Source organism: Psychromarinibacter halotolerans (assembly GCF_029168315.1).
Taxonomy (GTDB): domain Bacteria; phylum Pseudomonadota; class Alphaproteobacteria; order Rhodobacterales; family Rhodobacteraceae; genus Psychromarinibacter; species Psychromarinibacter halotolerans.
On record NZ_JARGYD010000004.1, the window covers coordinates 368,516 to 391,492 of the forward strand.

Annotated in this window: 23 protein-coding genes; 19 read left to right on the forward strand and 4 right to left on the reverse strand. The window is 64.9% G+C overall.

Annotated features, from left to right (window positions below; all coding sequences use genetic code 11):
- Window positions 1–337 precede the first annotated feature (337 nt).
- The 16 genes from nuoG (at window position 338) to P1K30_RS12985 (ending at window position 15,831) form a co-directional block, all read left to right on the forward strand.
- Complete coding sequence (gene nuoG, locus P1K30_RS12910) at window positions 338–2,356, forward strand: NADH-quinone oxidoreductase subunit NuoG (RefSeq protein WP_275633156.1); 2,019 nt, start codon at window positions 338–340, stop codon at window positions 2,354–2,356.
- A gap of 10 nt (window positions 2,357–2,366) precedes the next feature.
- Window positions 2,367–2,789 (forward strand): hypothetical protein, encoded by a 423-nt coding sequence (locus P1K30_RS12915; RefSeq protein ID WP_275633157.1) that lies wholly within the window; start codon window positions 2,367–2,369, stop codon window positions 2,787–2,789.
- A gap of 8 nt (window positions 2,790–2,797) precedes the next feature.
- Window positions 2,798–3,835 (forward strand): NADH-quinone oxidoreductase subunit NuoH, encoded by a 1,038-nt coding sequence (gene nuoH, locus P1K30_RS12920; protein ID WP_275633158.1) that lies wholly within the window; start codon window positions 2,798–2,800, stop codon window positions 3,833–3,835.
- A gap of 61 nt (window positions 3,836–3,896) precedes the next feature.
- The gene (gene nuoI, locus P1K30_RS12925; protein WP_275633159.1) at window positions 3,897–4,391 is read left to right on the forward strand and encodes an NADH-quinone oxidoreductase subunit NuoI; all 495 of its coding nucleotides are present in this window, start codon (window positions 3,897–3,899) and stop codon (window positions 4,389–4,391) included.
- An 88-nt stretch (window positions 4,392–4,479) separates the two neighbouring features.
- The gene (locus P1K30_RS12930) at window positions 4,480–4,890 is read left to right on the forward strand and encodes a carboxymuconolactone decarboxylase family protein (RefSeq protein ID WP_275633160.1); all 411 of its coding nucleotides are present in this window, start codon (window positions 4,480–4,482) and stop codon (window positions 4,888–4,890) included.
- Window positions 4,887–5,501 (forward strand): NADH-quinone oxidoreductase subunit J, encoded by a 615-nt coding sequence (locus P1K30_RS12935; protein ID WP_275633161.1) that lies wholly within the window; start codon window positions 4,887–4,889, stop codon window positions 5,499–5,501. Before P1K30_RS12930 ends, P1K30_RS12935 begins: the two co-directional genes overlap by 4 nt.
- Before the next feature lie 23 nt (window positions 5,502–5,524).
- On the forward strand, window positions 5,525–5,938 hold the full coding sequence (locus P1K30_RS12940) for a hypothetical protein (protein WP_275633162.1): 414 nt from the start codon (window positions 5,525–5,527) through the stop codon (window positions 5,936–5,938).
- The gene (locus P1K30_RS12945; RefSeq protein WP_275633163.1) at window positions 5,935–6,495 is read left to right on the forward strand and encodes a hypothetical protein; all 561 of its coding nucleotides are present in this window, start codon (window positions 5,935–5,937) and stop codon (window positions 6,493–6,495) included. Before P1K30_RS12940 ends, P1K30_RS12945 begins: the two co-directional genes overlap by 4 nt.
- Before the next feature lie 179 nt (window positions 6,496–6,674).
- Entirely contained in the window at window positions 6,675–6,980 is a 306-nt protein-coding gene (gene nuoK / locus P1K30_RS12950) for an NADH-quinone oxidoreductase subunit NuoK (RefSeq protein WP_275633164.1), read from the forward strand.
- 6 nt (window positions 6,981–6,986) lie between these two features.
- On the forward strand, window positions 6,987–9,107 hold the full coding sequence (gene nuoL, locus P1K30_RS12955; protein ID WP_275633165.1) for an NADH-quinone oxidoreductase subunit L: 2,121 nt from the start codon (window positions 6,987–6,989) through the stop codon (window positions 9,105–9,107).
- Window positions 9,108–9,121: 14 nt separating this feature from the next.
- Window positions 9,122–10,690, forward strand: a complete 1,569-nt coding sequence (locus tag P1K30_RS12960) for an NADH-quinone oxidoreductase subunit M (RefSeq protein ID WP_275633166.1) — start codon at window positions 9,122–9,124, stop codon at window positions 10,688–10,690.
- A gap of 3 nt (window positions 10,691–10,693) precedes the next feature.
- Entirely contained in the window at window positions 10,694–12,133 is a 1,440-nt protein-coding gene (gene nuoN / locus P1K30_RS12965) for an NADH-quinone oxidoreductase subunit NuoN (RefSeq protein ID WP_275633167.1), read from the forward strand.
- On the forward strand, window positions 12,123–12,890 hold the full coding sequence (locus P1K30_RS12970; RefSeq protein WP_275633168.1) for a biotin--[acetyl-CoA-carboxylase] ligase: 768 nt from the start codon (window positions 12,123–12,125) through the stop codon (window positions 12,888–12,890). Before nuoN ends, P1K30_RS12970 begins: the two co-directional genes overlap by 11 nt.
- 10 nt (window positions 12,891–12,900) lie before the next feature.
- Entirely contained in the window at window positions 12,901–13,674 is a 774-nt protein-coding gene (locus P1K30_RS12975; RefSeq protein ID WP_275633169.1) for a type III pantothenate kinase, read from the forward strand.
- A complete protein-coding gene (locus tag P1K30_RS12980) occupies window positions 13,671–15,335 on the forward strand; it encodes a ribonuclease J (protein WP_275633170.1) in 1,665 nt (554 codons plus the stop codon). Before P1K30_RS12975 ends, P1K30_RS12980 begins: the two co-directional genes overlap by 4 nt.
- 76 nt (window positions 15,336–15,411) lie before the next feature.
- The gene (locus P1K30_RS12985; protein ID WP_275633171.1) at window positions 15,412–15,831 is read left to right on the forward strand and encodes an OsmC family protein; all 420 of its coding nucleotides are present in this window, start codon (window positions 15,412–15,414) and stop codon (window positions 15,829–15,831) included.
- A 442-nt stretch (window positions 15,832–16,273) separates the two neighbouring features.
- On the opposite strand, the gene P1K30_RS12990 is transcribed toward P1K30_RS12985, so the two are convergent.
- Window positions 16,274–16,594: a PilZ domain-containing protein gene (locus tag P1K30_RS12990; protein ID WP_275633172.1), complete on the reverse strand. Its 321-nt coding sequence runs from the start codon at window positions 16,592–16,594 to the stop codon at window positions 16,274–16,276.
- 117 nt (window positions 16,595–16,711) lie between these two features.
- Complete coding sequence (locus P1K30_RS12995; RefSeq protein WP_275633173.1) at window positions 16,712–18,160, reverse strand: DEAD/DEAH box helicase; 1,449 nt, start codon at window positions 18,158–18,160, stop codon at window positions 16,712–16,714.
- A gap of 409 nt (window positions 18,161–18,569) precedes the next feature.
- Here P1K30_RS12995 and P1K30_RS13000 point away from each other — a divergent pair, with 409 nt between their 5' ends.
- Window positions 18,570–18,716: a hypothetical protein gene (locus P1K30_RS13000; RefSeq protein WP_275633174.1), complete on the forward strand. Its 147-nt coding sequence runs from the start codon at window positions 18,570–18,572 to the stop codon at window positions 18,714–18,716.
- 74 nt (window positions 18,717–18,790) lie between these two features.
- A complete protein-coding gene (locus P1K30_RS13005; RefSeq protein ID WP_275633175.1) occupies window positions 18,791–19,294 on the forward strand; it encodes a hypothetical protein in 504 nt (167 codons plus the stop codon).
- 46 nt (window positions 19,295–19,340) lie between these two features.
- Here the strand turns inward: P1K30_RS13005 and P1K30_RS13010 are convergent, their stop codons facing one another.
- Together P1K30_RS13010 and P1K30_RS13015 are read right to left on the reverse strand one after the other, a co-directional pair.
- Window positions 19,341–19,814: a copper chaperone PCu(A)C gene (locus P1K30_RS13010; protein WP_275633176.1), complete on the reverse strand. Its 474-nt coding sequence runs from the start codon at window positions 19,812–19,814 to the stop codon at window positions 19,341–19,343.
- Window positions 19,815–20,021: 207 nt separating this feature from the next.
- On the reverse strand, window positions 20,022–21,641 hold the full coding sequence (locus tag P1K30_RS13015; protein WP_275633177.1) for a peptide chain release factor 3: 1,620 nt from the start codon (window positions 21,639–21,641) through the stop codon (window positions 20,022–20,024).
- Window positions 21,642–21,830: 189 nt separating this feature from the next.
- Here P1K30_RS13015 and P1K30_RS13020 point away from each other — a divergent pair, with 189 nt between their 5' ends.
- On the forward strand, window positions 21,831–22,892 hold the full coding sequence (locus P1K30_RS13020) for a Hint domain-containing protein (RefSeq protein ID WP_275633178.1): 1,062 nt from the start codon (window positions 21,831–21,833) through the stop codon (window positions 22,890–22,892).
- The last annotated feature ends 85 nt before the right edge of the window (window positions 22,893–22,977 follow it).

Consider the following 22,977-nt stretch of genomic DNA (forward strand, 5'->3'; position numbering starts at 1 on the left):
GCGTTCGGGTGCCCGGCATCTTGAACCCCGTTGCGACGTCGCGTCGACCGCCGCGATTTGGTGCCCTGACCGCGGGGCGGCGCCTTTGCTGCGGTCAACGGAGCTTGGAAGCGGCATTCCTTCATGAAACGGCAAGTTTCTTTGGATAGCCCGAAAGCGCGGCTTCCGCGACGGAGTTGGTGCTTTTGGGCGCTGCGCTGCGGCGATCACGGGCGCTAAGGTCTTGCAATACCGGGCTGGAGGAAATAGCCAAAGGCAGAATGGCGGGGCCGTGCGTCTCGCACCAACCGATAAGCTAGTCGCTGCAGCGGCAGGCCGATCCGAAGGGAACCAACCCATGACCGATCTTCGGAAAATCATCATTGACGACAACGAGATAGAAGTCGATCCGGCGATGACGCTGATCCAGGCCTGCGAACAGGCCGGGATCGAGATCCCCCGGTTCTGCTATCACGAGCGGCTGTCGATCGCAGGCAACTGCCGGATGTGCCTTGTCGAAGTGGTGGGCGGACCCCCGAAACCGGCCGCATCCTGTGCGATGCAGGTGCGTGACCTGCGCCCCGGCAAGGATGGCGAGCCGCCTGTCATCAAGACCAATTCGCCGATGGTGAAGAAGGCCCGCGAAGGGGTGATGGAGTTTTTGCTCATCAACCACCCGCTGGACTGTCCGATCTGCGACCAAGGCGGCGAATGCGACCTGCAGGATCAGGCGATGGCCTACGGCGTCGACTTCAGCCGCTTCCGCGAGCCGAAGCGCGCGGTGGACGATCTGGACCTCGGCCCGCTGGTCGAAACGCATATGACGCGCTGCATCTCGTGCACCCGCTGCGTCCGCTTCACCACCGAGGTGGCGGGCATCAGCCAGATGGGCCAGACCGGCCGGGGCGAGGATGCCGAGATCACGAGCTATCTGAACCAGACGCTCGATTCCAACATGCAGGGCAACATCATCGACCTGTGCCCGGTGGGCGCGCTGGTGTCGAAGCCCTATGCCTTTACCGCCCGCCCGTGGGAACTGACCAAGACCGAAAGCGTCGACGTGATGGACGCGCTGGGGTCGAACATCCGGGTCGACACCAAGGGCCGCGAAGTGATGCGGTTCCTGCCGCGCAACCACGACGGCATCAACGAAGAGTGGATCAGCGACAAGACCCGCTTCGTCTGGGACGGCCTGCGCCGCCAGCGGCTGGACAAGCCCTATGTGCGCGAGAACGGCAAGCTGCGCCCCGCCACGTGGGGAGAGGCGCTGTCGAAAGCCGCCGCCGCGATGAAGGGCAAGAAGGTCGCGGGCCTTGTGGGCGATCTTGCCCCGGCCGAGGCCGCCTTTGCGCTGAAAGGTCTGGTCGAGGGGCTGGGCGGCAACGTCGAGTGCCGCACCGACGGCGCGAAGCTTCCGGCGGGCAACCGGTCCGGCTATGTGGGCACCGCCTCGATCGAGGATGTGGACACGGCCGCCGTCATCCTGCTGATCGGCACCAACCCGCGCGAGGAAGCGCCGGTGCTGAACGCCCGCATCCGCAAGGCGTGGCTGAACGGCGCACGCGTTGCGATGGTGGGCGAGGCGGCCGACCTGACCTATGACTACACCCATTACGGCAATCAGCGGTCCGACCTGCAGGCGCTGGTCGAAAAGGACCACAAGAACGCCAAGGGCAAGGACACCGTGGTCATCATCGGCCAGGGCGCGCTTTCCGAGGCTGACGGCTCTGCCGTGCTGGGCGCCACGATGAAGGTCGCCGAACTGACCGAGTCGAAGTTCATGGTGCTGCACACCGCCGCTGGCCGTGTCGGCGCGATGGACGTGGGTGCCGTGACCGAAGGCGGCATGGACGCCGCGCTGGACGGGGCCGAGGTGGTCTATAACCTTGGTGCGGACGAGGTCGAGATCGCCGACGGTCCCTTCGTGATCTACCAGGGCAGCCACGGCGACCGGGGCGCGCACCGCGCCGACATCATCCTGCCGGGCGCCGCCTATACCGAAGAGAACGGCCTGTTCGTCAACACCGAGGGTCGGCCGCAGCTTGCGATGCGCGCCAGCTTCCCGCCGGGCGAGGCGAAAGAGAACTGGGCCATCCTGCGGGCGCTGTCGGCAGAACTGGACGCGACGCTGCCCTACGACAGTCTGGCGCAACTGCGCCGCGCACTGATCGAGGCGGCGCCGGTGCTGAAAACCGTGGGTGCAGTCCCTGCCAACGAATGGCAGGCGGTCGAGCAGGGCAAGCTGGGCGATGCCAGCTTCCGCCCGGCGATCCGCGACTTCTGGCTGACCAACCCGATCGCGCGGGCCTCGGCGCTGATGGCCGAGCTAAGCGCGCGGGCCAAGGCGCGTGCCACCACGGCGGTGGCGGCGGAATAGGGCCGGGACGGTGGTCGGCGCAAGGGTCATAGCAGGGGTCATCGGGCTGGGCGGGCTTGCCGCCTGTGCCGGTGCCTCGACCGGGGACGGGCCGCGCCCCGAGACCGTCGACCGCGCTCCGTTCAACCCCGAATACCGCGGCATCGAGACCCGGCTTCTGGAGGATGACCTTGTCGAGTTCCAAGTCGCCATGCGCGGCGCGCGGACCGGCGAGGACGTGACGGCCTACGCCGACTGTGCCGCGGCACAATACGCATTGATCCGTGGCTTCGGCTTTGCGCGGCATGTCCGCACAAATGTCGCCGAAGAGGGTGGCGTTTGGAAGGGAGATGCGGTTTACACCGTCTCACCCGGACTACCGCGCGGACTCAGTACCATAGACGCAGAGGTCACGGTGGCGAACTGCGCGGAAACCGGCATACCGACGGTGTGAGTGGACATATGGCAGACTTCTTTTCGACCGGGCTTGGCATAACGATCATCATCCTGGCGCAGTGCCTGCTGATGGCGGTCTTCCTGCTTCTGTCGGCCTATTTCATCCTCTACGCGGACCGCAAGATCTGGGCCGCCGTCCAGATGCGCCGCGGTCCCAACGTGGTGGGGGCTTGGGGGCTGCTGCAGTCGGCCGCCGACATGCTCAAGCTGGTCCTGAAGGAAATTGTCGTGCCCGCGGGCGCCGACCGGGCGGTGTTCTTCATCGCCCCGATCCTGTCTTTCGCGTTGCCGATGGCCGCGTGGGCCGTGATCCCGTTCAACACCAGCTGGGTGCTGTCGGACATCAACGTCGCCATCCTGTACGTCTTCGCGATCTCGTCGCTGGAAGTGTACGGCGTGATCATGGGCGGCTGGGCGTCGAACTCGAAATACCCATTCCTCGGCTCGCTGCGGTCCGCCGCGCAGATGAACAGCTATGAGGTGTCGCTGGGCCTGATCATCATCGGCATCGTCATCTCGGCCGGGTCGCTGAACTTTGGCGAGATCGTCGCGGCGCAGGATGGCAGCTTTGGCTTGTTCAGCTGGTTCTGGCTGCCGCACCTGCCGATGGTCTTCCTGTTCTTCATCTCTGGCCTTGCCGAAACCAACCGTCCGCCGTTCGACCTGCCGGAAGCGGAATCGGAACTGGTCGCCGGCTATCAGGTGGAATACTCGTCGACGCCGTTCCTGCTGTTCATGGCCGGTGAATACTTTGCGATCTTCCTGATCTGCGCGCTGACCTCGCTGCTGTTCTTCGGCGGCTGGCTGTCGCCGATCCCCGGCCTGCCGGACGGCGCGCTGTGGATGGTCGCGAAGATGCTGTTCTTCTTCTTCCTCTTCGCGATGGTGAAGGCGATCACCCCCCGTTACCGCTATGACCAGCTGATGCGGATCGGCTGGAAGGTGTTCCTGCCGCTGTCGCTGGGCTGGGTGGTGTTCGTGTCCTTCGCCGCGCACTTCGGCTGGTTTGGCGGCGCCTATGCCCGCTGGGCGATCGGGGGCTGAGGATGCGGATGCTTGCTAAATTCCGGGCGGTCGCTGCCGCCCAAACGACCGGAGGGTTGCAATGACCCAGATCGACTGGAACCGCGCCACCAAGTACTTCCTGCTGTCGGATTTCATCGCCGGCTTCCGGCTGGGGTTTAAGTACTTCTTCGCGCCGAAAGAGACGATCAACTACCCGCACGAAAAGGGCCCGCTGTCGCCGCGCTTCCGCGGCGAGCACGCGCTGCGCCGGTATCCGAATGGCGAGGAACGCTGCATCGCCTGCAAGCTGTGCGAGGCGATCTGCCCGGCGCAGGCGATCACGATCGACGCCGAACCGCGCGAGGACGGCAGCCGCCGGACGACGCGCTATGACATCGACATGACGAAATGCATCTACTGCGGTTTCTGTCAGGAAGCCTGCCCGGTGGACGCCATCGTCGAGGGACCGAACTTCGAGTTCGCCGCCGAAACCCGCGAAGAGCTTTACTACAACAAGGAAAAGCTGCTGGAGAACGGCGAACGCTGGGAAGCCGAGATCGCCCGCAACCTGGAACTGGACGCACCTTACCGATGACCCGCCGGGGCCTGACATATCCCGGCGCCAGCCGGCGGATTTGCACAGAGCATTCGGGCGCCGTCGCAGGCGTCACGGAGGGTTTCGCATGACCGACGGACCGAAGAACCCGTTCGAGGACCTCATGAAGATGGGGCAGGACTGGTCCAAGGCGATGGGTCCGATCATGGAATCCTTCACCCCCGCCGCGATCGAGAAGATGTGGCCGGTGATGCCCAAGGACGTGATGGAAGCGTTCTGGGGCAAGACATGGAATCCCGAAGGCCTGAGCGCGAAGAACAAGCTGCTTCTGACGCTTCAGGGCCTGACCATCCTCGGCGCGCAGGCCGAGGCTCAGATCCGGCTGACCGTCCGCCATGCCCTTGAGGCCGGCGCGACAGAGCAGGAAATCACCGAGACCATCTCGCTGGCCGGCATGTTCGGCGGCGTTCCCGCGATGACCAAGGCGATGAACCTCGCCCGCGAGGTCATGAGCGCGGGGCAGGAGGGACAAGCATGACCGTCGCCGACTTCGCATTCTACGTGTTCGCCATCGCGGTGCTGGCCTCGGGCCTGATGACCGTGGTCAGCCGCAACCCGGTGCACTCGGTTCTATGGCTGATCCTCGCGTTCCTGTCGGCCGCCGGGCTGTTCGTCCTGCTGGGGGCCGAGTTCGTGGCGATGCTTCTGATCATCGTCTACGTCGGCGCCGTGGCGGTGCTGTTCCTGTTCGTGGTCATGATGCTGGACGTCGACTTTGCCGAGCTCAAGGCCGAGATGGCGCGCTATATGCCGCTGGCGTTGCTGATCGGCGTCGTCCTGTTGATGGAACTGGGGCTGGTCTACGGCAGCTGGACCTTCGCCGATGGCGCGATGGGCCTGCGGGCCGCCGTGGCGCCCGACGTGGCCGAACTGCACAACACCGCGGCCTTGGGCGCGCTGGTTTACGACAAATACATCCTGATGTTCCAGCTTGCGGGCCTGATCCTGCTGGTCGCGATGGTCGGGGCGATCGTCCTGACACTGCGCCACCGCACATGGGTCAAGCGCCAGAACGTGCTGGCGCAGATGTACCGCGACCCGGCCAAGGCGATGGAAGTGCGCGACGTGAAACCGGGGCAGGGCCTTTGAGGCTTCTGGCCTCCATATCCCTGATGGCCCTTGCGGCCACCGCCGCGGACGCGCTGGCGCCGCCGCCGCCCTGTTATTGGGACGGCGCGGCCGGTCGGTTCGTGCCGCTTGGCCAAGAAACGGCGACGATGGACCCGGCTTTCCTGAGCGAGGCTGGCGATGGTTTCGCCGTGCTCGAGGTGTTCCACTCGGACACTGGCAAGCCGGATCGCTACGTGCTGCAGCACTGCCGCTCTGGCAGCGAACTTTTGGTGGTCCTGCCGCGGGGCGACCAGCAACCGGCGCGGTCCCGGTTCGAGGATATGGTATTCGGCGCGGGTCGGTACACGATGCGCCAGATCGGCGACGAGATGGCCCTGCAAGGCGCCGGCGTCCGCATGTCGCGCAACGAGTTCGGTGATTGTGCCTGCGATCTGATGGCGGGGTGGGCGGAATGACCGCTGCGGCCCTCAATGTCACCCTTCCGGTCTTTGCGGCTGCTGCGGCTCTGGTCGCCGGCGCTGCCGGGGCGTGCGAGATGGTGTACATGGAAGGCCGCGAGAATATGCGGTTCGGCACCTGCGGGATCACCTATTTCGACGACGGGATCGAGGACGAAGGTGTCTCTGCCGCCGTGGATCTGGGCAAAGGCTACGTCCAGAAAGTGTATTGGGACGGCCACGCTTGCGCGGCGCGTCAGACCACCATCGTGGTCGACTGCAACGCGGATCAGGCCGCGATCTTCGGGCCGTCCGGCCTGATCGAATTTCCCGCCCCGATCCCGCCGGGCCAGTGGACAGACCTGCAGAACGCCGTCGAAGCGGCCTCTGCCGCCGGGGCACCGCTGCCACTGACCGAGATCGTGGAGCGCGCAAGCGGACTGAAAAATGCGGCGATCGTACCGGTCTCGGGCCGGGCGATCGGCATCTCGAACCACGGGGCGCCGTCCGATCGACGGTTCGACCTTGGGTGCGGGTGCAAGGCGTATTACCCCGGTTCGGCGGGGGCGAAATGATCCGGCCGGTTCCGGCGGCGTCCGTGCGGCGCGACGGGACGGCGACGGCCGGCAGGACACGAAGGGGGGCGGGGTGATGAACCAGTTCGCTCCGCTTCTGCCTCTGCTGGGACTGGTGGCACTGTGCGTCACCGCCATCCGGCGGCGGCGTGAAAAGAAAAAGAGACTTGAGGGACGCAATGGTCGGACTTGAACACTACCTGGCGGTCGCCGCGGCACTGTTCGTCATCGGCATCTTCGGCATCTTCCTGAACCGGAAGAACGTGATCATCCTGCTGATGTCGCTGGAACTGATCCTGCTGTCGGTCAACATCAACTTCGTCGCCTTCTCGTCCTACCTGGGCGACCTGGTCGGGCAGGTGTTCACCCTGTTCGTGCTGACGGTCGCCGCGGCCGAGGCGGCGATCGGGCTGGCGATCCTGGTCTGCTTCTTCCGCAACCGGGGCACCATCGACGTCGAAGACGTCAACGTGATGAAAGGCTGATCCGCGATGGAACCCATCATCCTGTTCGCCCCCCTGCTGGGCGCCATCATCTGCGGGTTCGGCTGGCGGCTGATCGGCGAGTACGCCGCGCAGTGGACCGCGACCTTCCTGCTGTTTCTGGCCTGTATCCTGTCGTGGGCGGTGTTCCTGTCCTTCGACGGAGAGGCGCAGCAGATCCCGATCTTCCGCTTCATCGAAAGCGGCACGCTGGCGACCGAATGGGCGATCCGGCTGGACCGCCTGACCGCGATCATGCTGATCGTCGTAACCACCGTGTCGGCGCTCGTGCACCTGTATTCCTTCGGCTACATGTCGCATGACGAGAACTTCAAGGAAGGCGAAAGCTACCGTCCCCGGTTCTTCGCCTATCTGTCGTTCTTCACCTTCGCGATGCTGTCGCTGGTGACAGCCGACAACCTGATCCAGATGTTCTTCGGCTGGGAAGGCGTGGGCGTCGCGTCCTACCTGCTGATCGGTTTCTACTTCCGCAAACCCAGCGCGGGCGCGGCAGCGATGAAGGCTTTCATCGTCAACCGCGTCGGTGACTTCGGGTTCCTGCTGGGCATCTTCGCGCTGTTCTTCCTGACCGACAGCGTCGACATGGACATCATCTTCGGCATGGCGCCGGAACTGGCGCAGACCAACCTGACCTTCCTGTGGACAGAATGGAACGCGGCCAACCTGATCGGCGTGCTGCTGTTCATCGGCGCGATGGGCAAGTCGGCACAGCTGCTGCTGCACACGTGGCTGCCGGACGCGATGGAAGGCCCGACCCCGGTGTCGGCGCTGATCCACGCCGCGACGATGGTGACCGCGGGCGTGTTCCTGGTCTGCCGGATGTCGCCGCTGTACGAATTCGCCCCCGCGGCGACCGCCTTCATCGTCGTGCTGGGCGCGACCACCGCGTTCTTCGCGGCGACCGTCGGGCTGGTCCAGAACGACATCAAGCGCGTGATCGCCTATTCGACCTGTTCGCAGCTGGGCTACATGTTCGTGGCGGCGGGCGTCGGCGTCTATTCGGCGGCGATGTTCCACCTATTCACGCACGCCTTCTTCAAGGCGATGCTGTTCCTTGGCGCCGGTTCGGTCATCCACGCGATGCACCACGAGCAGGACATGCGAAACTATGGCGGGCTTCGAAAGAAGATCCCCTACACCTATTACGCGATGCTGATCGGCACGCTGGCGATCACCGGCGTCGGTATCCCGCTGACCCACATCGGCTTTGCAGGCTTCCTGTCGAAGGACGCGATCATCGAAAGCGCGTTCGGCGCGCATACCGGCGTCGGCACCTATGCCTTCTGGATGCTGGTCATCGCGGCGATGTTCACCAGCTTCTATTCGTGGCGGCTGATGTTCCTGACCTTCTTCGGTACGCCGCGCGGCGACAAGCACACGCACGAACACGCGCACGAAAGCCCGAAGGTCATGCTGATCCCGCTCGGCGTTCTGGCGGTGGGTGCGGTGCTCGCCGGCATGGTCTGGTACGGGCCGTTCTTCGGCGACCATGACCGTGTGAACCGCTTCTTCGGCATCCCGGCGCACCACGAAGACACCGTGGCAGGCGACGACCATGCAGAGGCCGAAACCGAGACCACCGGCGAAGAGGCCGTCGCGGCCGAAAGTGCCGAGGATCACGGCGAGGTCGCGGAAGGCGAGGGCGGCCACGAGGTTGCGGGCGGCTGGACGGCTGGCGCGATCTACATGGCGCCGGACAATCACGTCATGGACGACGCGCACCACTCGCCCGCTTGGGTGAAGGTGTCGCCCTTTATCGCGATGCTGATCGGTCTGTTCGGGGCGTGGCTGTTCTACATCCGCGACACTTCGCTGCCCAAGCGGCTGGCCGAGAACCAGCGCCCGCTGTACCTGTTCTTGCTGAACAAGTGGTACTTCGACGAGATCTACGATTTCGTCTTCGTGCGCCCGGCGAAGGCCCTTGGCGGGCTGCTGTGGCGGCGCGGCGATCAGGGCACCATCGACGGCGCGCTGAACGGGCTGGCGATGGGCGTGGTGCCGTTCTTTACCCGCCTCGCGGGCCGGGCGCAGTCCGGGTACATCTTTACATACGCTTTCACGATGGTGCTGGGGATTGTCATCTTCATCACCTGGATGGTGCTGAGCTGAGCGGGGCCTGAGGTATGGACAACCTTCTTTCCATGATCACCTTCATCCCGCTCCTTGGGGCGGCGATCCTTGCGCTGTTCCTGCGCGGGGAAGATGAAGCGGCGCAGAAGAACGCCAAGTGGCTTGCGCTGATCGCGACGTCGATCACCTTCCTGATCTCGATCTTCCTGATCGCCCAGTTCGATCCGTCGGACACCGGCTTTCAGTTCGTCGAGGAACACGCGTGGCTGGTGGGCCTGACCTACAAGGTCGGCGTCGACGGCATCTCTGTGCTGTTCGTGATGCTCACGACCTTCCTGATGCCGCTGACGATCCTTGCCTGCTGGGGCGTCACGCACCGGGTGAAGGAATACATGATCGCGTTCCTCGTGCTGGAAACGCTGATGCTGGGCGTGTTCGTCGCGCTGGACCTGATCCTGTTCTACCTGTTCTTCGAAGGCGGCCTGATCCCGATGTTCCTGATCATCGGCATCTGGGGCGGCAAGGACCGGATCTACGCGTCGTTCAAGTTCTTCCTGTATACCTTCTTCGGGTCGGTCCTGATGCTGGTGGCCATGATCGCGATGTATGTCGACGCGGGCACCACCGACATTCCGACGCTTCTGGCGCATAACTTCGGGTCGGACACGTTCAGCCTGCTGGGCGTTCAGATCGTGGGCGGGCTGCAGACACTGCTTTGGGTCGCCTTCTTCGCAAGCTTCGCGGTGAAGATGCCGATGTGGCCGGTACACACCTGGCTGCCGGACGCGCACGTTCAGGCGCCGACCGCCGGGTCGGTCGTGCTGGCGGCGATTTTGCTGAAGATGGGCGGCTACGGTTTCCTGCGGTTCAGCCTGCCGATGTTCCCGGTGGCCTCCGACCTGCTCGCGCCGCTGGTGCTTTGGATGTCGGCCATCGCCATCGTCTACACGTCGCTGGTGGCGCTGGCGCAGCAGGACATGAAGAAGCTGATCGCTTATTCGTCCGTGGCCCACATGGGCTATGTCACGGCGGGGATCTTCGCGGCGAACCAGCAGGGCATCGACGGCGCCATCTTCCAGATGATCAGCCACGGCTTCGTGTCGGGCGCGTTGTTCCTGTGCGTCGGCGTGATCTATGACCGGATGCACACCCGCGACATCGACGCCTATGGCGGTCTGGTGAACCGGATGCCGGCCTATGCGCTGATCTTCATGCTGTTCACGATGGCGAACGTCGGCCTGCCGGGGACCTCTGGCTTCGTGGGCGAGTTTCTGACCCTGATGGGCATGTTCCAGGCCAACACCTGGGTCGCGGTCATCGCCTGTACCGGCGTGATCCTGTCGGCTGGCTATGCCCTGTGGCTGTACCGCCGGGTCGTGATGGGCGACCTGATCAAGGAAAGTCTGCGCTCGATCACCGACATGACCCGCCGCGAGAAGGCGATCTTTGCCCCGCTCGTGGTGATGACCCTGCTGCTGGGCGTCTATCCCAGCCTTGTCACCGATATCATCGGCCCCTCGGTCGAGGCGCTGATTTCCGACAACCAGGCCGCCGTCGCGGCTTGGGACGGCGGCACCACGGCCGTCGCCGATAGCACAGCCAACGTAGAAGCGGGGCACTAAGCCATGACCTCTGCCGATTTCTCGATCCTCCTGCCGGAGATCATCCTGGCGATCTTCGCGATGGCGGCCCTGCTGTTCGCCGTCTACACCGGCAAGGACAAGACCGCGCCGATGATGGTCTGGGGCACCGCGGGTATCTTCCTGATCCTCGCCCTGTACATCGGCCTGAACGGCGAGGGCGCGAACCTTGCGTTCGACGGGCTGTTCCGCGACGACGCCTTTGCGCGGTTCTCGAAGATCGTGATCCTTGTCTCCGCCGCAGCCGTTCTGGTCATGAGCCAGGACTACATGCAGAAACGCGACCTGCTGCGGTTCGAGTATCCGCTGCTGGTGGCGCTGGCCGCCGTGGGCATGTGCGTCATGGTCTCGGCCGGGGACCTGATCGTGCTGTACATGGGGCTGGAGCTGCAGTCGCTGGCGCTGTACGTCGTCGCCTCGCTGCGCCGCGACAGCGTCAAGTCGACCGAGGCGGGCCTGAAGTACTTCGTGCTGGGCGCGCTGTCGTCCGGTCTTCTGCTGTACGGCGCGTCGCTGACCTATGGTTTCTCGGGCACCACGGAATTCGCGGGCATCATCCAGGCCGCTGGCGAGGGTGAGATGCCGCTGGGCCTGCTGTTCGGCCTTGTGTTCCTTCTGGCTGGTCTGGCGTTCAAGGTCTCGGCCGTGCCGTTCCACATGTGGACGCCCGACGTCTACGAAGGCGCGCCGACCCCGATCACCGCTTTCTTCGCCACAGCGCCCAAGATGGCCGCGATGGCCCTGTTCGCGCGGCTGGTGCATGACGCCTTCGGCTCTGCCACCGGCGACTGGGGGCAGATCGTGGCGTTCCTTGCGGTGGCGTCGATGTTCCTTGGTTCGGTCGCGGCGATCGGCCAGCGCGACATCAAGCGGCTGATGGCCTATTCGTCGATCACCCACATGGGCTTTGCCCTGATCGGCCTTGCGTCCGGCACCGAGTTCGGCGTGCAGGCGATGCTGGTCTACATGGCGATCTACATCACCATGAACGTCGGCACCTTCGCCTTCATCCTGTCGATGCAACGCGATGGCCGCATCGTCACCGACATCCGCGCGCTGAACATGTATTCCAAACGCGAGCCGCTGAAGGCGCTGGCGGTGCTGATCCTGATGTTCTCGATGGCGGGTGTGCCGCCGCTGGTGGGCTTCTTCGGGAAGTTCTATGTGCTGCGCGCGGCGGTCGACGCCAACATGGCGTGGCTGGCGGTCGCGGGCGTGATCGCTTCGGTGATCGGCGCGTTCTACTACCTGCGCATCGTGTACTACATGTACTTCGGCGAAGAGGGCGAGGCGCTGGACGGCGCGATGCCGGCCCCGCAATGGGCACTGCTGATGATCGCGGCCGCGGTGATGCTGCTGGGGGTCGTGAACCTCTTCGGCATCGAGGGCCCGGCAGCGGCAGCGGCAGCGGCCCTTGTCCACTGATCCCGCCACCGTCGGGGCGGGCAGCGCCTGGCCCGACGGATACGACCGCGTGCTGCTGGAGGAAACCGACAGCACGATGGCCGAGGCCCGGCGGCGCGCCCCCGACCTGGCCGGACCCGCCTGGATCCTGGCGCGCCACCAGACGGCGGGCCACGGTCGGCGCGGCCGCGCTTGGCAGCACCCCCCCGGTAATTTCGCGGCCACCCTTGTACTTCCCCACGCGGGCGACCCCGCGCAAGCCGCGCTGAGGTCCTTCACCACGGCGCTGGCCCTGCACGACGCTTTCGTCGCGCGGTGCGGCACGCGGGGACAGTTCGCCCTGAAATGGCCCAACGACGTGCTGCTGAACGGCGGCAAGGTTGCGGGCATCTTGCTGGAATCGCTTCCGGGCGGCGCCCTGTCGATCGGCATCGGCGTGAACCTGTCGCAGGCACCGACGGCTGAACTGGTCGAGCCCGGCGCGACGCCGCCCGTCTGCCTTGCGCAAGAGTGCGACACGCTGGTGCCGCCGCAGGCCTTCCTCGGCACGCTGGCCCCGGCCTTCGCCCGCTGGGAGGATCAGTTCACCACCTACGGCTTCGGCCCGATCCGCACCGCGTGGCTGCAGCGCGCGGCGCGGATGGGCGAGACGGTGACCGCGCGTCTTCCGAACACGGAACTGACGGGGCGGTTTCTTGGTATCGACGACGCGGGCCATATGATCCTGCAAACCTCCGCCGGACCGCGCGACATCGCGGCGGCCGACGTGTTCTTCTAGGGAGGCGGCCATGCTTCTTTGCATCGACTGCGGCAACACCAACACCGTGTTCTCGGTCTGGAACGGCAGCGAGTTCGTCGCCACCTTCCGCACCGCGACGGAACACCAGCGCACCGCGGACCAGTACTGGGTCTGGTTCAGCCAGCTGATGGAACATCGCGGCGTTCCGATCGAAATCGGCGACGTCATCGTGTCGTCCACCGTCCCGCGCGTGGTCTTCAACCTGCGCGTCCTGTGCGATCGCTATTTCGACACGCGGCCCTATGTGGTGGGCAAGCCCGACTGCTTGCTGCCGGTTCAGCCGCGCGTCGATGCGGGCACGCAGGTGGGGCCGGACCGGCTGGTGAACACGGCCGGCGCCTTCGACAGGCATGGCGGCGACATCATCGTGGTCGACTTCGGCACCGCCACGACTTTCGACGTGGTGGCCCATGACGGCGCCTATGTCGGCGGCGTGATCGCCCCCGGTGTGAACCTGTCGCTTGAGGCGTTGCACATGGCTGCGGCGGCCCTGCCGCACGTCGACGTGACGCGGCCGCAGAAGGTGATTGGCACGAATACGGTTGCGTGCATGCAGACAGGTGTGTTCTGGGGATACATCGGTCTGGTCCGAGAGGTTACGGCCCGGATCAAGGGCGAATACGACCGCGAGATGCGGATCGTCGGCACCGGGGGGCTTGCGCCCCTGTTCGCGAGCGGCGAGGTGCTGTTCGACGATATTGAAGATGATTTGACGATGCACGGCCTGACCGTGATCCATCGCTACAACAAGGAAAACGCATGAGCCAGAGCCGGCTGATCTATCTTCCCCTCGGCGGCGCCGGCGAGATCGGGATGAACACCTATGTCTACGGCGTCGGTCCCGAGGACGAGGAACGGCTGATCGTCGTCGACCTTGGCGTGACGTTCCCCGACATGGACAGCACCCCGGGTGTCGACCTGATCATGGCCGATGTCGAATGGCTGCAAGAGCGCGCCGACCGCGTCGAGGCCGTGTTCATCACCCACGCGCACGAAGATCACATCGGCGCGCTGGCGATGCTGCTGCCGATGATCAAGGCGCCGGTCTATGCCCGTGCCTTCACCGCGCACCTTGGCCGTATGAAGATGGAAGAGGCCGGGCTTGACCCGGAAGACGTGATCACCGTGTCGCCGTGGCCGGAAACCGTGACCGCTGGGCCGTTCACGGTGGGCTTCGCGCCGATCTCGCACTCGATCCCCGAAAGCTCGGGGCTGGTGATCGACACGCCGCATGGCCGCGTTGTGCACACCGGCGACTTCAAGCTGGACCGCGCGCCCGGCGTGGGCGAGCCGTTCGACGACGACATGTGGGCCGACATCGCGAAGGACGGGGTGCAGGCGCTGGTCTGCGATTCCACCAACGTGTTCAGCCCTAAACCGGGCCGGTCGGAATCCGATCTGCCCGACGCCATCCGTGACCTTGTCGCGGCGGCGCCCGGCATGGTCGCGGCGACCACCTTCGCCAGCAACATCGCTCGCCTCAAAACGCTGGCCGAGGCGGGGCAGGCGGCGGGGCGGTCCATCGTCCTGCTGGGCCGCGCCATGCGGCGCATGGTGACAGCCGGGATCGAGACCGGCGTGCTGACCAATTTCCCCACGGTCGTCAGCCCAGAAGATGCCGCGTCGATCCCGCGTGAGAACCTGATGCTTCTGACCTCGGGCAGCCAGGGCGAGCATCGCGCCGCCTCGGCGCAGCTGTCGCGCGGCAAGTACCTTGGTCTAGAACTGAAAGAGGGCGACACCTTCCTGTTTTCGTCCAAGGTCATTCCGGGCAACGAACGCGGTGTGGCCAAGATCGTGAACGCCTTCAGCGAGATGGGCGTCGACGTGGTCGATGACAGCGGCGGTCTGTATCACGTTTCCGGCCACGCGAACCGGCCGGATCTGGCCTTCGTCCACGGTCTGATCAAGCCCAAGATGCTGGTCCCGATGCACGGCGAACACCGCCACCTGAGGGCCCATGTCGCGCTGGGGCAAGAGTCCGGCCTGCCGGGGGTGATCGCCCCGAACGGCACGATGGTGGATCTGACCGGCGACGCGCCCCAGATCGCGGGCTATGTCGAGGCCGGACGCACCTATAAGGACGGGATCGTCCTGATCGGTGCGCTGGACGGCATCATCCGCGACCGTATCCGGATGGCCCTGTACGGCCACGTTACGGTGACTGCCATCCTCGAGGATGACGAGCCGGTCGGCGACCCGTGGTGCGAGGTTACGGGCCTGCCGGAAACCGGTATCAGCCGGTCGCCGCTGGTTGATGTCATGGAAGAGGACCTAAGCCAGTTCCTGAACCGTGCCGATGCCAAGACCCTGCGCAACGACGACAAGCTGGACGAGGCGATGCGCCGGATCGTGCGCAAGACGGCGCAGGACGAGATCGGCAAGAAGCCCGAGGTCACCATCGTCCTCAGCCGGATCTCCTGACGGAAAATTCCCGGCGGCGGGGGTGACGAACGCCCCCGCCAGCCTACCTGTTTGGCGACATGACAGGAGGATGGACATGATCCACAAAACCGGTTCCGCGAAATGGTCCGGCGGTCTGAAAGACGGCAAGGGCTTTATCTCGACAGAGACGGGCGTCCTCAGCGACCAGCCCTATGGGTTCAACACTCGGTTCGAGGACGGCAAGGGCACCAACCCCGAAGAACTGCTGGGCGCGGCACACGCGGCGTGCTTCTCGATGGCGCTGTCGAACATCCTTGGCGATTACGACATGGTTGCCGACAGCATCGAGACGACCGCCAAGGTCACGCTTGATCCCGGCAGCCTGACGATCACCAAGGTTCATCTGGATCTGACGGCCTCGATCCCCGGTGGGGATGACGCCAAGTTTCAGGAAGCCGCCGGCAAAGCCAAGGAAGGCTGCCCGGTGTCGAAGCTGTTCGACGCGGAAATCACGCTCGACGCAAAGCTCGCCTAAGCGATGCCGCCGGTCCGGAAGTGATCCGGAGCGGCGGATCTGGCGTATAGATTGCAGGCTTTGAACAAGAACACGTCCGCTTTTGCGGTGAGAAGATAACAAATTACGTGTTTTGTCCAAGGCTGGCGCGCCGTGTGTGCGCAAATCAGAGTACGAGTTTTTGGCCGACGCCATCAGGGCGTCGGCCTTTTTCGTGGTGTAATCGGGATTGGTCGGTCCGCGCGTTGGGAAGATCCGAACAAGGCGGCGCGCCGCAGTCTGGTCCGTCCGATAGGGGATGACGAACAGGACCCTGCGGCGCGCCAGCCGGATTGGGCGGGCAAGGTGTCCGGACGGGGCCCGCCTGGGTGGTCGGGAATCCCCGGCCAGTCAACGCCGGTTGCATGTCGGATGCGGCCTTCTGCCCGCGCGCCCGCCCTGGGGCGTCATTCACCGTGGAGCGTCAGTCCCCCGCGCCAAGGCTGATCCCGCGGCTGGCGAAGAACGCTTCCAGCCGGGGGCGTGCATCGTGTTCGCGGACGAAGGACACGCCGATGCGGCGGTCTTTGCGCCAGCGGAACAGGACATCGAATGTCCCAAGATCGTCGATGGTCAGAAAGAGGGTGCCTTTTGGCAGAGCCTCGGGTGTGTCCGGCGCCTCAAGACAGGCGCCGCCATAGGACAGGTCGGTGACCGTCGCATCATAGCCGCCTTCGCCGGTTTCAAGGCGGGCGGAAAGCGCGAGCGGTACGCGCCGGTCATCCATGAAGTCGCTAAGTTTCATGCCCTGACTGAATCCTGACACCCAATTCGGGGGCGGTTCTAGCGGGGCAGGGGTGAAGGGCGCGTTAAAACCGGCCGCATTTCAATATGAACGCGGCCGGGGTCTCGCGGCGGCGCGTTAGCTGGCGCGCCGCTCTTCGAAGCTCATCGCAATGAACTGCGGCATGTGATCGCCCATGCCGACCACGGCATCGTCCCGCTGGCGCGAAGACTGACCGCCCGAGGCGTTGCCCGAGTTTCCACCGGACTTGCCACCACGGCTGCGCCGCGAGGACGAGCTGCGGCTGCTGCGCGCGGGCTTTTCTTCGGCGGCCTGCTGGGCGGGTGCGTCCTCGACCGGCGCGTCGACCTTGGCCTCTGCCTTCGGTTCGGCTTTCGCCTTGGCTTTCGGCTCGGGCTTCGGGTCCGCTGCGCGGGATTTCACCGGGTTCTCGATCCGCGGGATCTCTCGGTTGATCAGCTTCTCGATCGCGTCGAAGTTCTTTTCGTCCGACGGCGCGCAGATCATGACGGCCTTGCCATCGCGACCGGCCCGGCCAGTGCGGCCGATGCGGTGCACGTAGTCCTCGGAATGCGAGGGGACGTCGTAGTTGAAGACGTGGCTTACCGACGGCACATCAAGGCCGCGCGCGGCAACGTCCGACGCCACCAGCAGCTTCAGCGAGCCGGCGCGGAAGGCGTCCAGCGTGCGGGTCCGCTGCGACTGATCCAGATCGCCGTGGATCGGTTCTGCATCAAGACCGTACTTCTTCAGCGACTTGGCGACGATGTCGACGTCGACCTTGCGGTTGCAGAAGATGATCGCGTTGGTGCACTTGTCGCCCTCGGCCTCGATCAGCGCGCGCAGAACGGCGCGTTTCTCGCTGGCGGCACGGTCGCGACGCGAGCCTTTGAACATCACCACGCCCTGCTCGATCGTTTCCGAGGCGGTGGCTTGGCGGGCAACCTCGATCCGCTCGGGGGCGGAGAGGAAGGTGTTGGTGATCCGCTCGATCTCGGGCGCCATCGTGGCCGAGAAGAACAGCGTCTGGCGCGTGAACGGCGTCAGCGAGAAGATGCGTTCGATGTCGGGGATGAACCCCATGTCCAGCATCCGGTCGGCTTCGTCGACGACCATGATCTCGATGCCGGTCAGCAGCAGCTTGCCCCGCTCGAAATGGTCCAGAAGGCGGCCGGGCGTGGCGATCAGAACGTCGACGCCCTTGTCGATCAGCACGTCCTGTTCCTTGAAGGAAACGCCACCGATCAGCAGCGCTTTCGTCAGTTTGACGTGCTTGGAATAGGTATCGAAGTTCTCTGCGACCTGCGCCGCCAGTTCCCGGGTCGGGCACAGGACCAGCGACCGGGGCATACGTGCGCGCGCACGGCCACGGGCCAGTTTGCAGATCATCGGCAGCGTGAAGCTGGCGGTCTTGCCGGTGCCGGTCTGGGCGATACCGAGAACGTCCTTGCCGTTCAGCGCGGGCGGAATAGCGCCAGCCTGGATCGGAGTCGGTTTTTCGTAGCCCGCTTCGGTGACGGCGCGAAGAACTTTCGGGGAAAGCCCCAGTTCGGAGAAGTCGGTCATGTAGCCCTTTCGAGTTTGGTGCGGCTGTGACAACGGCCGCGTAACTCGAGCGGCCCGACAGGCCGGATTGCCTGTCTTCGACGAGGCCGTGACATAAGGGAAACGGGCAACATGGTCAAGTTTTCCCCAAAGGCATTAACGGTTTCGACGTTCCGTCTTTGAAGGGCAATGCAGTTGCTGCGTGGCGGGCGGGCGTTCTGGCGGATGCTTGCGCTGTTCATGAACTGGCAAGTCATCGCGCAAGTTACGCGATCTTCGCGATGATTCTCGCACGGTGCCAAGTCTTGCTTCCAGCCGCCTCTAGGGGGTGGTTGTTACGCGGGTCACCCCTTCTCGGGCAGAGAATCGACACATAATAGCCGTGAATACCCGCAATGATTGCATCGTGAGACTGTAATCGGAGGATGTCATGGAATTTTCCCCTTATCTTGTGCCGGGCGCCGCGACGATGGCCGTGCTTGCGATCGTCTACCTTGTCTTCGTGTTCTGGACCCGACGTCCGGGCCGCGCCGAACAGCTGTCCGCCCGCGAACAGGCAGAGGGCGCCGAACTCTGACATCGCTCCGGCGGCGCCTTGGTCAGGTACCGCAGAAGCCTGCGCGATTCTCGCCAGAGACACGGCGCCATGCTATGCTGCCGCTCATGCAACGCTTCGTGTCAGTCCTGCCGCTGATGTTGGCCGCTTGCTCCGGCGGGGGTGAGGGGCTGCTGTCCGGGCTTGCGCCGGGCGCGCGGGGGGATGGCCCGGCCATTGCCGTCACGATGCCAGATGCCGAAGGCCGCCCGGCGCCCATGCGCGGCTGCAGCACGGCAGACGGGCCCGCGCGGATCGGCGTCAGCCTGTACGATGCCGACGGGCTGGACAGCGCCCGACTGACGTGGTCCGGCGCTTTGGCGGACGGCACGCAGATGACCCCGGCGGGCAGCGATATTACCCTGATGGAAGGCGGTGGGCCGGGGGACGAACAGATCCGCGTTCTGTTCCGACCCGAGGTGCCGGGCGCAATCCGCAACAGCGTGGTGCTAAGCTTGGCGACAGAAGCGCCCTTCACCGGCATTCTGAAGGTCGAGGCGGTGGATCAGACCGGCGCAGTCTCGCAGGCTGGCCCGTTCGAGATCGCCACAGGCTGCTGACCCGGTCGCACGGTTTGGGCACTAACTTCCCGACCGGTGGCAGGGCCTACTCTTCCGCGTCGGACGGGTGCATCTTTGTCCCTGCGGCGAGAACCTCGATCTCGACTTCGACGTCCTCGACGGTGTCGAGGAAGATGCGGGCCTCGATGCGATCCCCTTCGGATACGTCAGAGGCGTCGGTCATCCCAAGGTACATCGCGCCCGGTTCCAGTTCGATGGACACGCCAGGGGCGATCGGGAATTCCTCCATCGCCACGGCTGTCGTCGCGTTCATCTCGGTGCCTTGCAGCGTCAGCTTGGCGCCGTCGGCGGTTTCGCCGCCCGACAGCAACAGCCCGACGCTGCCGGTATTTTCGATCCGCATGTAGACCTGCAGCCCGCCATCCTCGAGAACCGCCCACGGCTGCAGGATGCGTGCGCCGTCGACTTCGGAAACGCTGGGGGCGGTATCCTGTGCCAGCGCCGAGAACGGCAGGGCAAGGAAGGGCAGGGCAAGAAGCGGGAAGGCGGTTTTGCGCATCGTTAACGTCCGTGTCTCGTGTCGGCGCGGGCCGGTCTGGCGCCGCGCGGTCCGTTCAGGGACGCGGGCGCATGGGTGAATGGACGCCCGCAGATGTCAGTACACGCACGGGCCTTGGCCCAAGCAGGTATGACGCGGGGCCTTGCAAGCAAGCCCCGGTCCGGCGCATCGGACGATACCGGCGGTCTTTCGCCGCCGGGCACCGTCTTAGACCATCATTTCCTTGGTCGCGGACAGCGTCAGTTCGGGATAGTCGCGTTCCACCCGGTCGATGTCCCACTGCAGCCGGGTCATGAAAACGATGTCGCCGTCGTTGTCGTGGCTGATGTGCTGCTTGTTGGCGTTGACGAATTTGTCGACCGCCGCCTTCGGGCCGGACACCCAGCGGGCTGAGGTGAACTGCGACGGCTCGAACCGCACCGGCAGGCCGTATTCCATCTCGATCCGGCTGGCCAGCACCTCGAACTGAAGCGCGCCGACGACGCCGACGATGAAACCCGACCCGATGTTCGGCTTGAACACCTTGGCCGCGCCTTCCTCGGCGAATTGCATCAGCGCCTTCTCAAGGTGCTTGGCCTTCATCGGATCGCCCGCGCGGCAGTTCTGCAAAAGCTCTGGCGCGAAGGACGGGATACCGGTGACGCGGATCGCCTCGCCCTCGGTCAGGGTGTCGCCGATGCGCAGCTGCCCGTGGTTCGGGATGCCGATGATGTCGCCCGCCCACGCCTCTTCCGCAAGCTCGCGGTCCGAGGCGAGGAACAGCACCGGGTTCGAGATCGCCATCGGCTTCTTGGTTCGCACATGGGTCAGTTTCTGCCCGCGCGTGAAGTGACCCGAGGCAAGACGGACAAAGGCTACGCGGTCGCGGTGCTTGGGGTCCATGTTGGCCTGCACCTTGAACACGAAGCCCATCACCTTGTTTTCATCCGGGCCGATGTGGCGCGGCTCGGCCGATTGGGGCTGCGGCACGGGGCCGTACCGGCCGATGCCGTCCATCAGTTCCTTGACGCCGAACGAGTTGATGGCGCTGCCGAACCAAATCGGCGTGAGCGTCCCGTCAAGGAAGGCTTGCGCGTCGAACTTGGGCAGCAGTTCCTTCGCCATCTCAAGCTCTTCGCGCAACTGGTCCAGCAGGTGGGCGGGAACGTGATCGGCCAGCTTGGGGTCATCCAGACCGGCGATCTTGATCGATTCCGCCACCTTGTTGCGGTCGGCGCGGTCCATGATTTCCAGCCGGTCGTTCAGCACGTCATAACACCCGACGAACTCGCGCCCCACGCCGATCGGCCAGCTGGCCGGGGTGACGTCGATCGCAAGGTTTTCCTGGATCTCGTCTATGATCTCGAACGTGTCGCGGCTTTCGCGGTCCATCTTGTTACAGAAGGTCAGGATCGGCAGGTCGCGCAGGCGGCAAACCTCGAACAGCTTCTGCGTCTGGCTTTCCACGCCCTTTGCCCCGTCGATCACCATGATCGCCGCGTCCACTGCCGTCAGCGTGCGGTAGGTGTCCTCGGAAAAGTCCGAGTGGCCGGGCGTGTCGACAAGGTTGAAGCGATAATTGGCGTCGCCACTGGCGAAATCGAACGACATGGCCGAGGCAGAGACCGAGATGCCCCGGTCCTTTTCCATCTGCATGAAGTCCGACCGCGTGCGCCGCGCTTCGCCCTTGGCGCGCACCTGTCCGGCCATCTGGATCGCGCCGCCGTACAGCAGGAATTTCTCGGTCAGCGTCGTCTTACCCGCATCCGGGTGCGAGATGATGGCGAAGGTGCGCCGCCGGGCAATCTCGGCGGGCAGGTCGGGGGCGTTATGAGCACGGTCCAGCATGGCGCGGGATATAGGCGAGCGCGGGGCCAAGGGCAATCGTGCGCGCGTTGCGAGAAGGGCACGCCGCGCTGGCGCGATCCTGAATGGGAAGACAGGGAAAGCATCATTTGTTAACTATCGCGCGCAGGGACGGTGTCCCCAAATCGTTCGATTGGTCTTGTCGTCCCCTTCTCAATTACGGAAAACCTAATGGCCATCATCATTACCGAAATCGCCTTCACAGCCGAAGGCTACGCCGCCTTTGAGATTATGAATGCCGGAAGCATCGCAGTCGACATTGGCGATAACCCCATATTCATGGGGGAAGACGCGTCTGCCACCGGGCAGCCTTTATCCAGTGCCGGGGTCGGGACGATCGCGGCGGGCGAAGTGATCACGGTCGGCCATAGCGATATCCCGGGGCTGGACTACAACTTCCCGTCTGGCTTTTCGAGCGCGTACGAATTGGCCCCCACAGATAACAACGTGTTTATTCTGGACTACGAGCCATTTGGAGCCGTCGACAACGTGGGTGGCGACGGCGGACCGGCATTCGTGGCGGACTCCTCCTATCAGGGCGACCCGACCCGGGATGCCGCGACCGGCAATTTTTCGGACGGCGGTGAGCCGCTCTCTGAATTCACCCTTACGCAACCCTTCTCGACCAACACGCTGGGCACCGCCGTGTGCTTCTGCGCGGGAACGGCCATTTCTGTACCGGGCGGAGCGGTTGCGGTCGAAACGCTTGCCATCGGCGATGAGGTCCTGACGGCCGACGGCCGGGCGGTCGCGGTGAAATGGATCGGCCGCCAGACCCTGCGTGGCGGCATCGGTGGCATGGGCGAGGGACGCCGCCCGGTGCGGATCGCGGCCGGCGCCCTGGGCGGCGGGCTGCCGCTGGCCGAACTGCGGGTGACGGCGGATCACGGCATGGTGCTGGACGGCTGCGTGGTGAACGCGGGCGCGCTGGTGGGCCTGCCGGGGATCGACCTTGTTCCGCTGGCCGACCTGCCGCGTGCCTTCACCGTCTACCACGTCGAAACCGATGCCCACGAGGTGATCCTTGCCAACGGCGCGCCGACCGAGACCTTCGTTGACGCGGCAGAGCGGGTGGCATTCGATAATCACGCGGAATACCTTGAGCTCTTCGGCGTCGAAAGGATCGTACCCGAGATGCGGATGCCGCGCATCGCATCGGCGCGGTTGCTGCCAGCGGCCCTGCGGCACCGGCTGGGCTTGGACGACGTTTCGGCGCTGGAGGCGACCGGTTAAGTCGGCACCGTGCAAATGCGGCAACGGGGGCTGCGCGACCGGCCCCCGCTTCGGCACAACCCTGGCGGTCCCGCCAAGCCTCTGA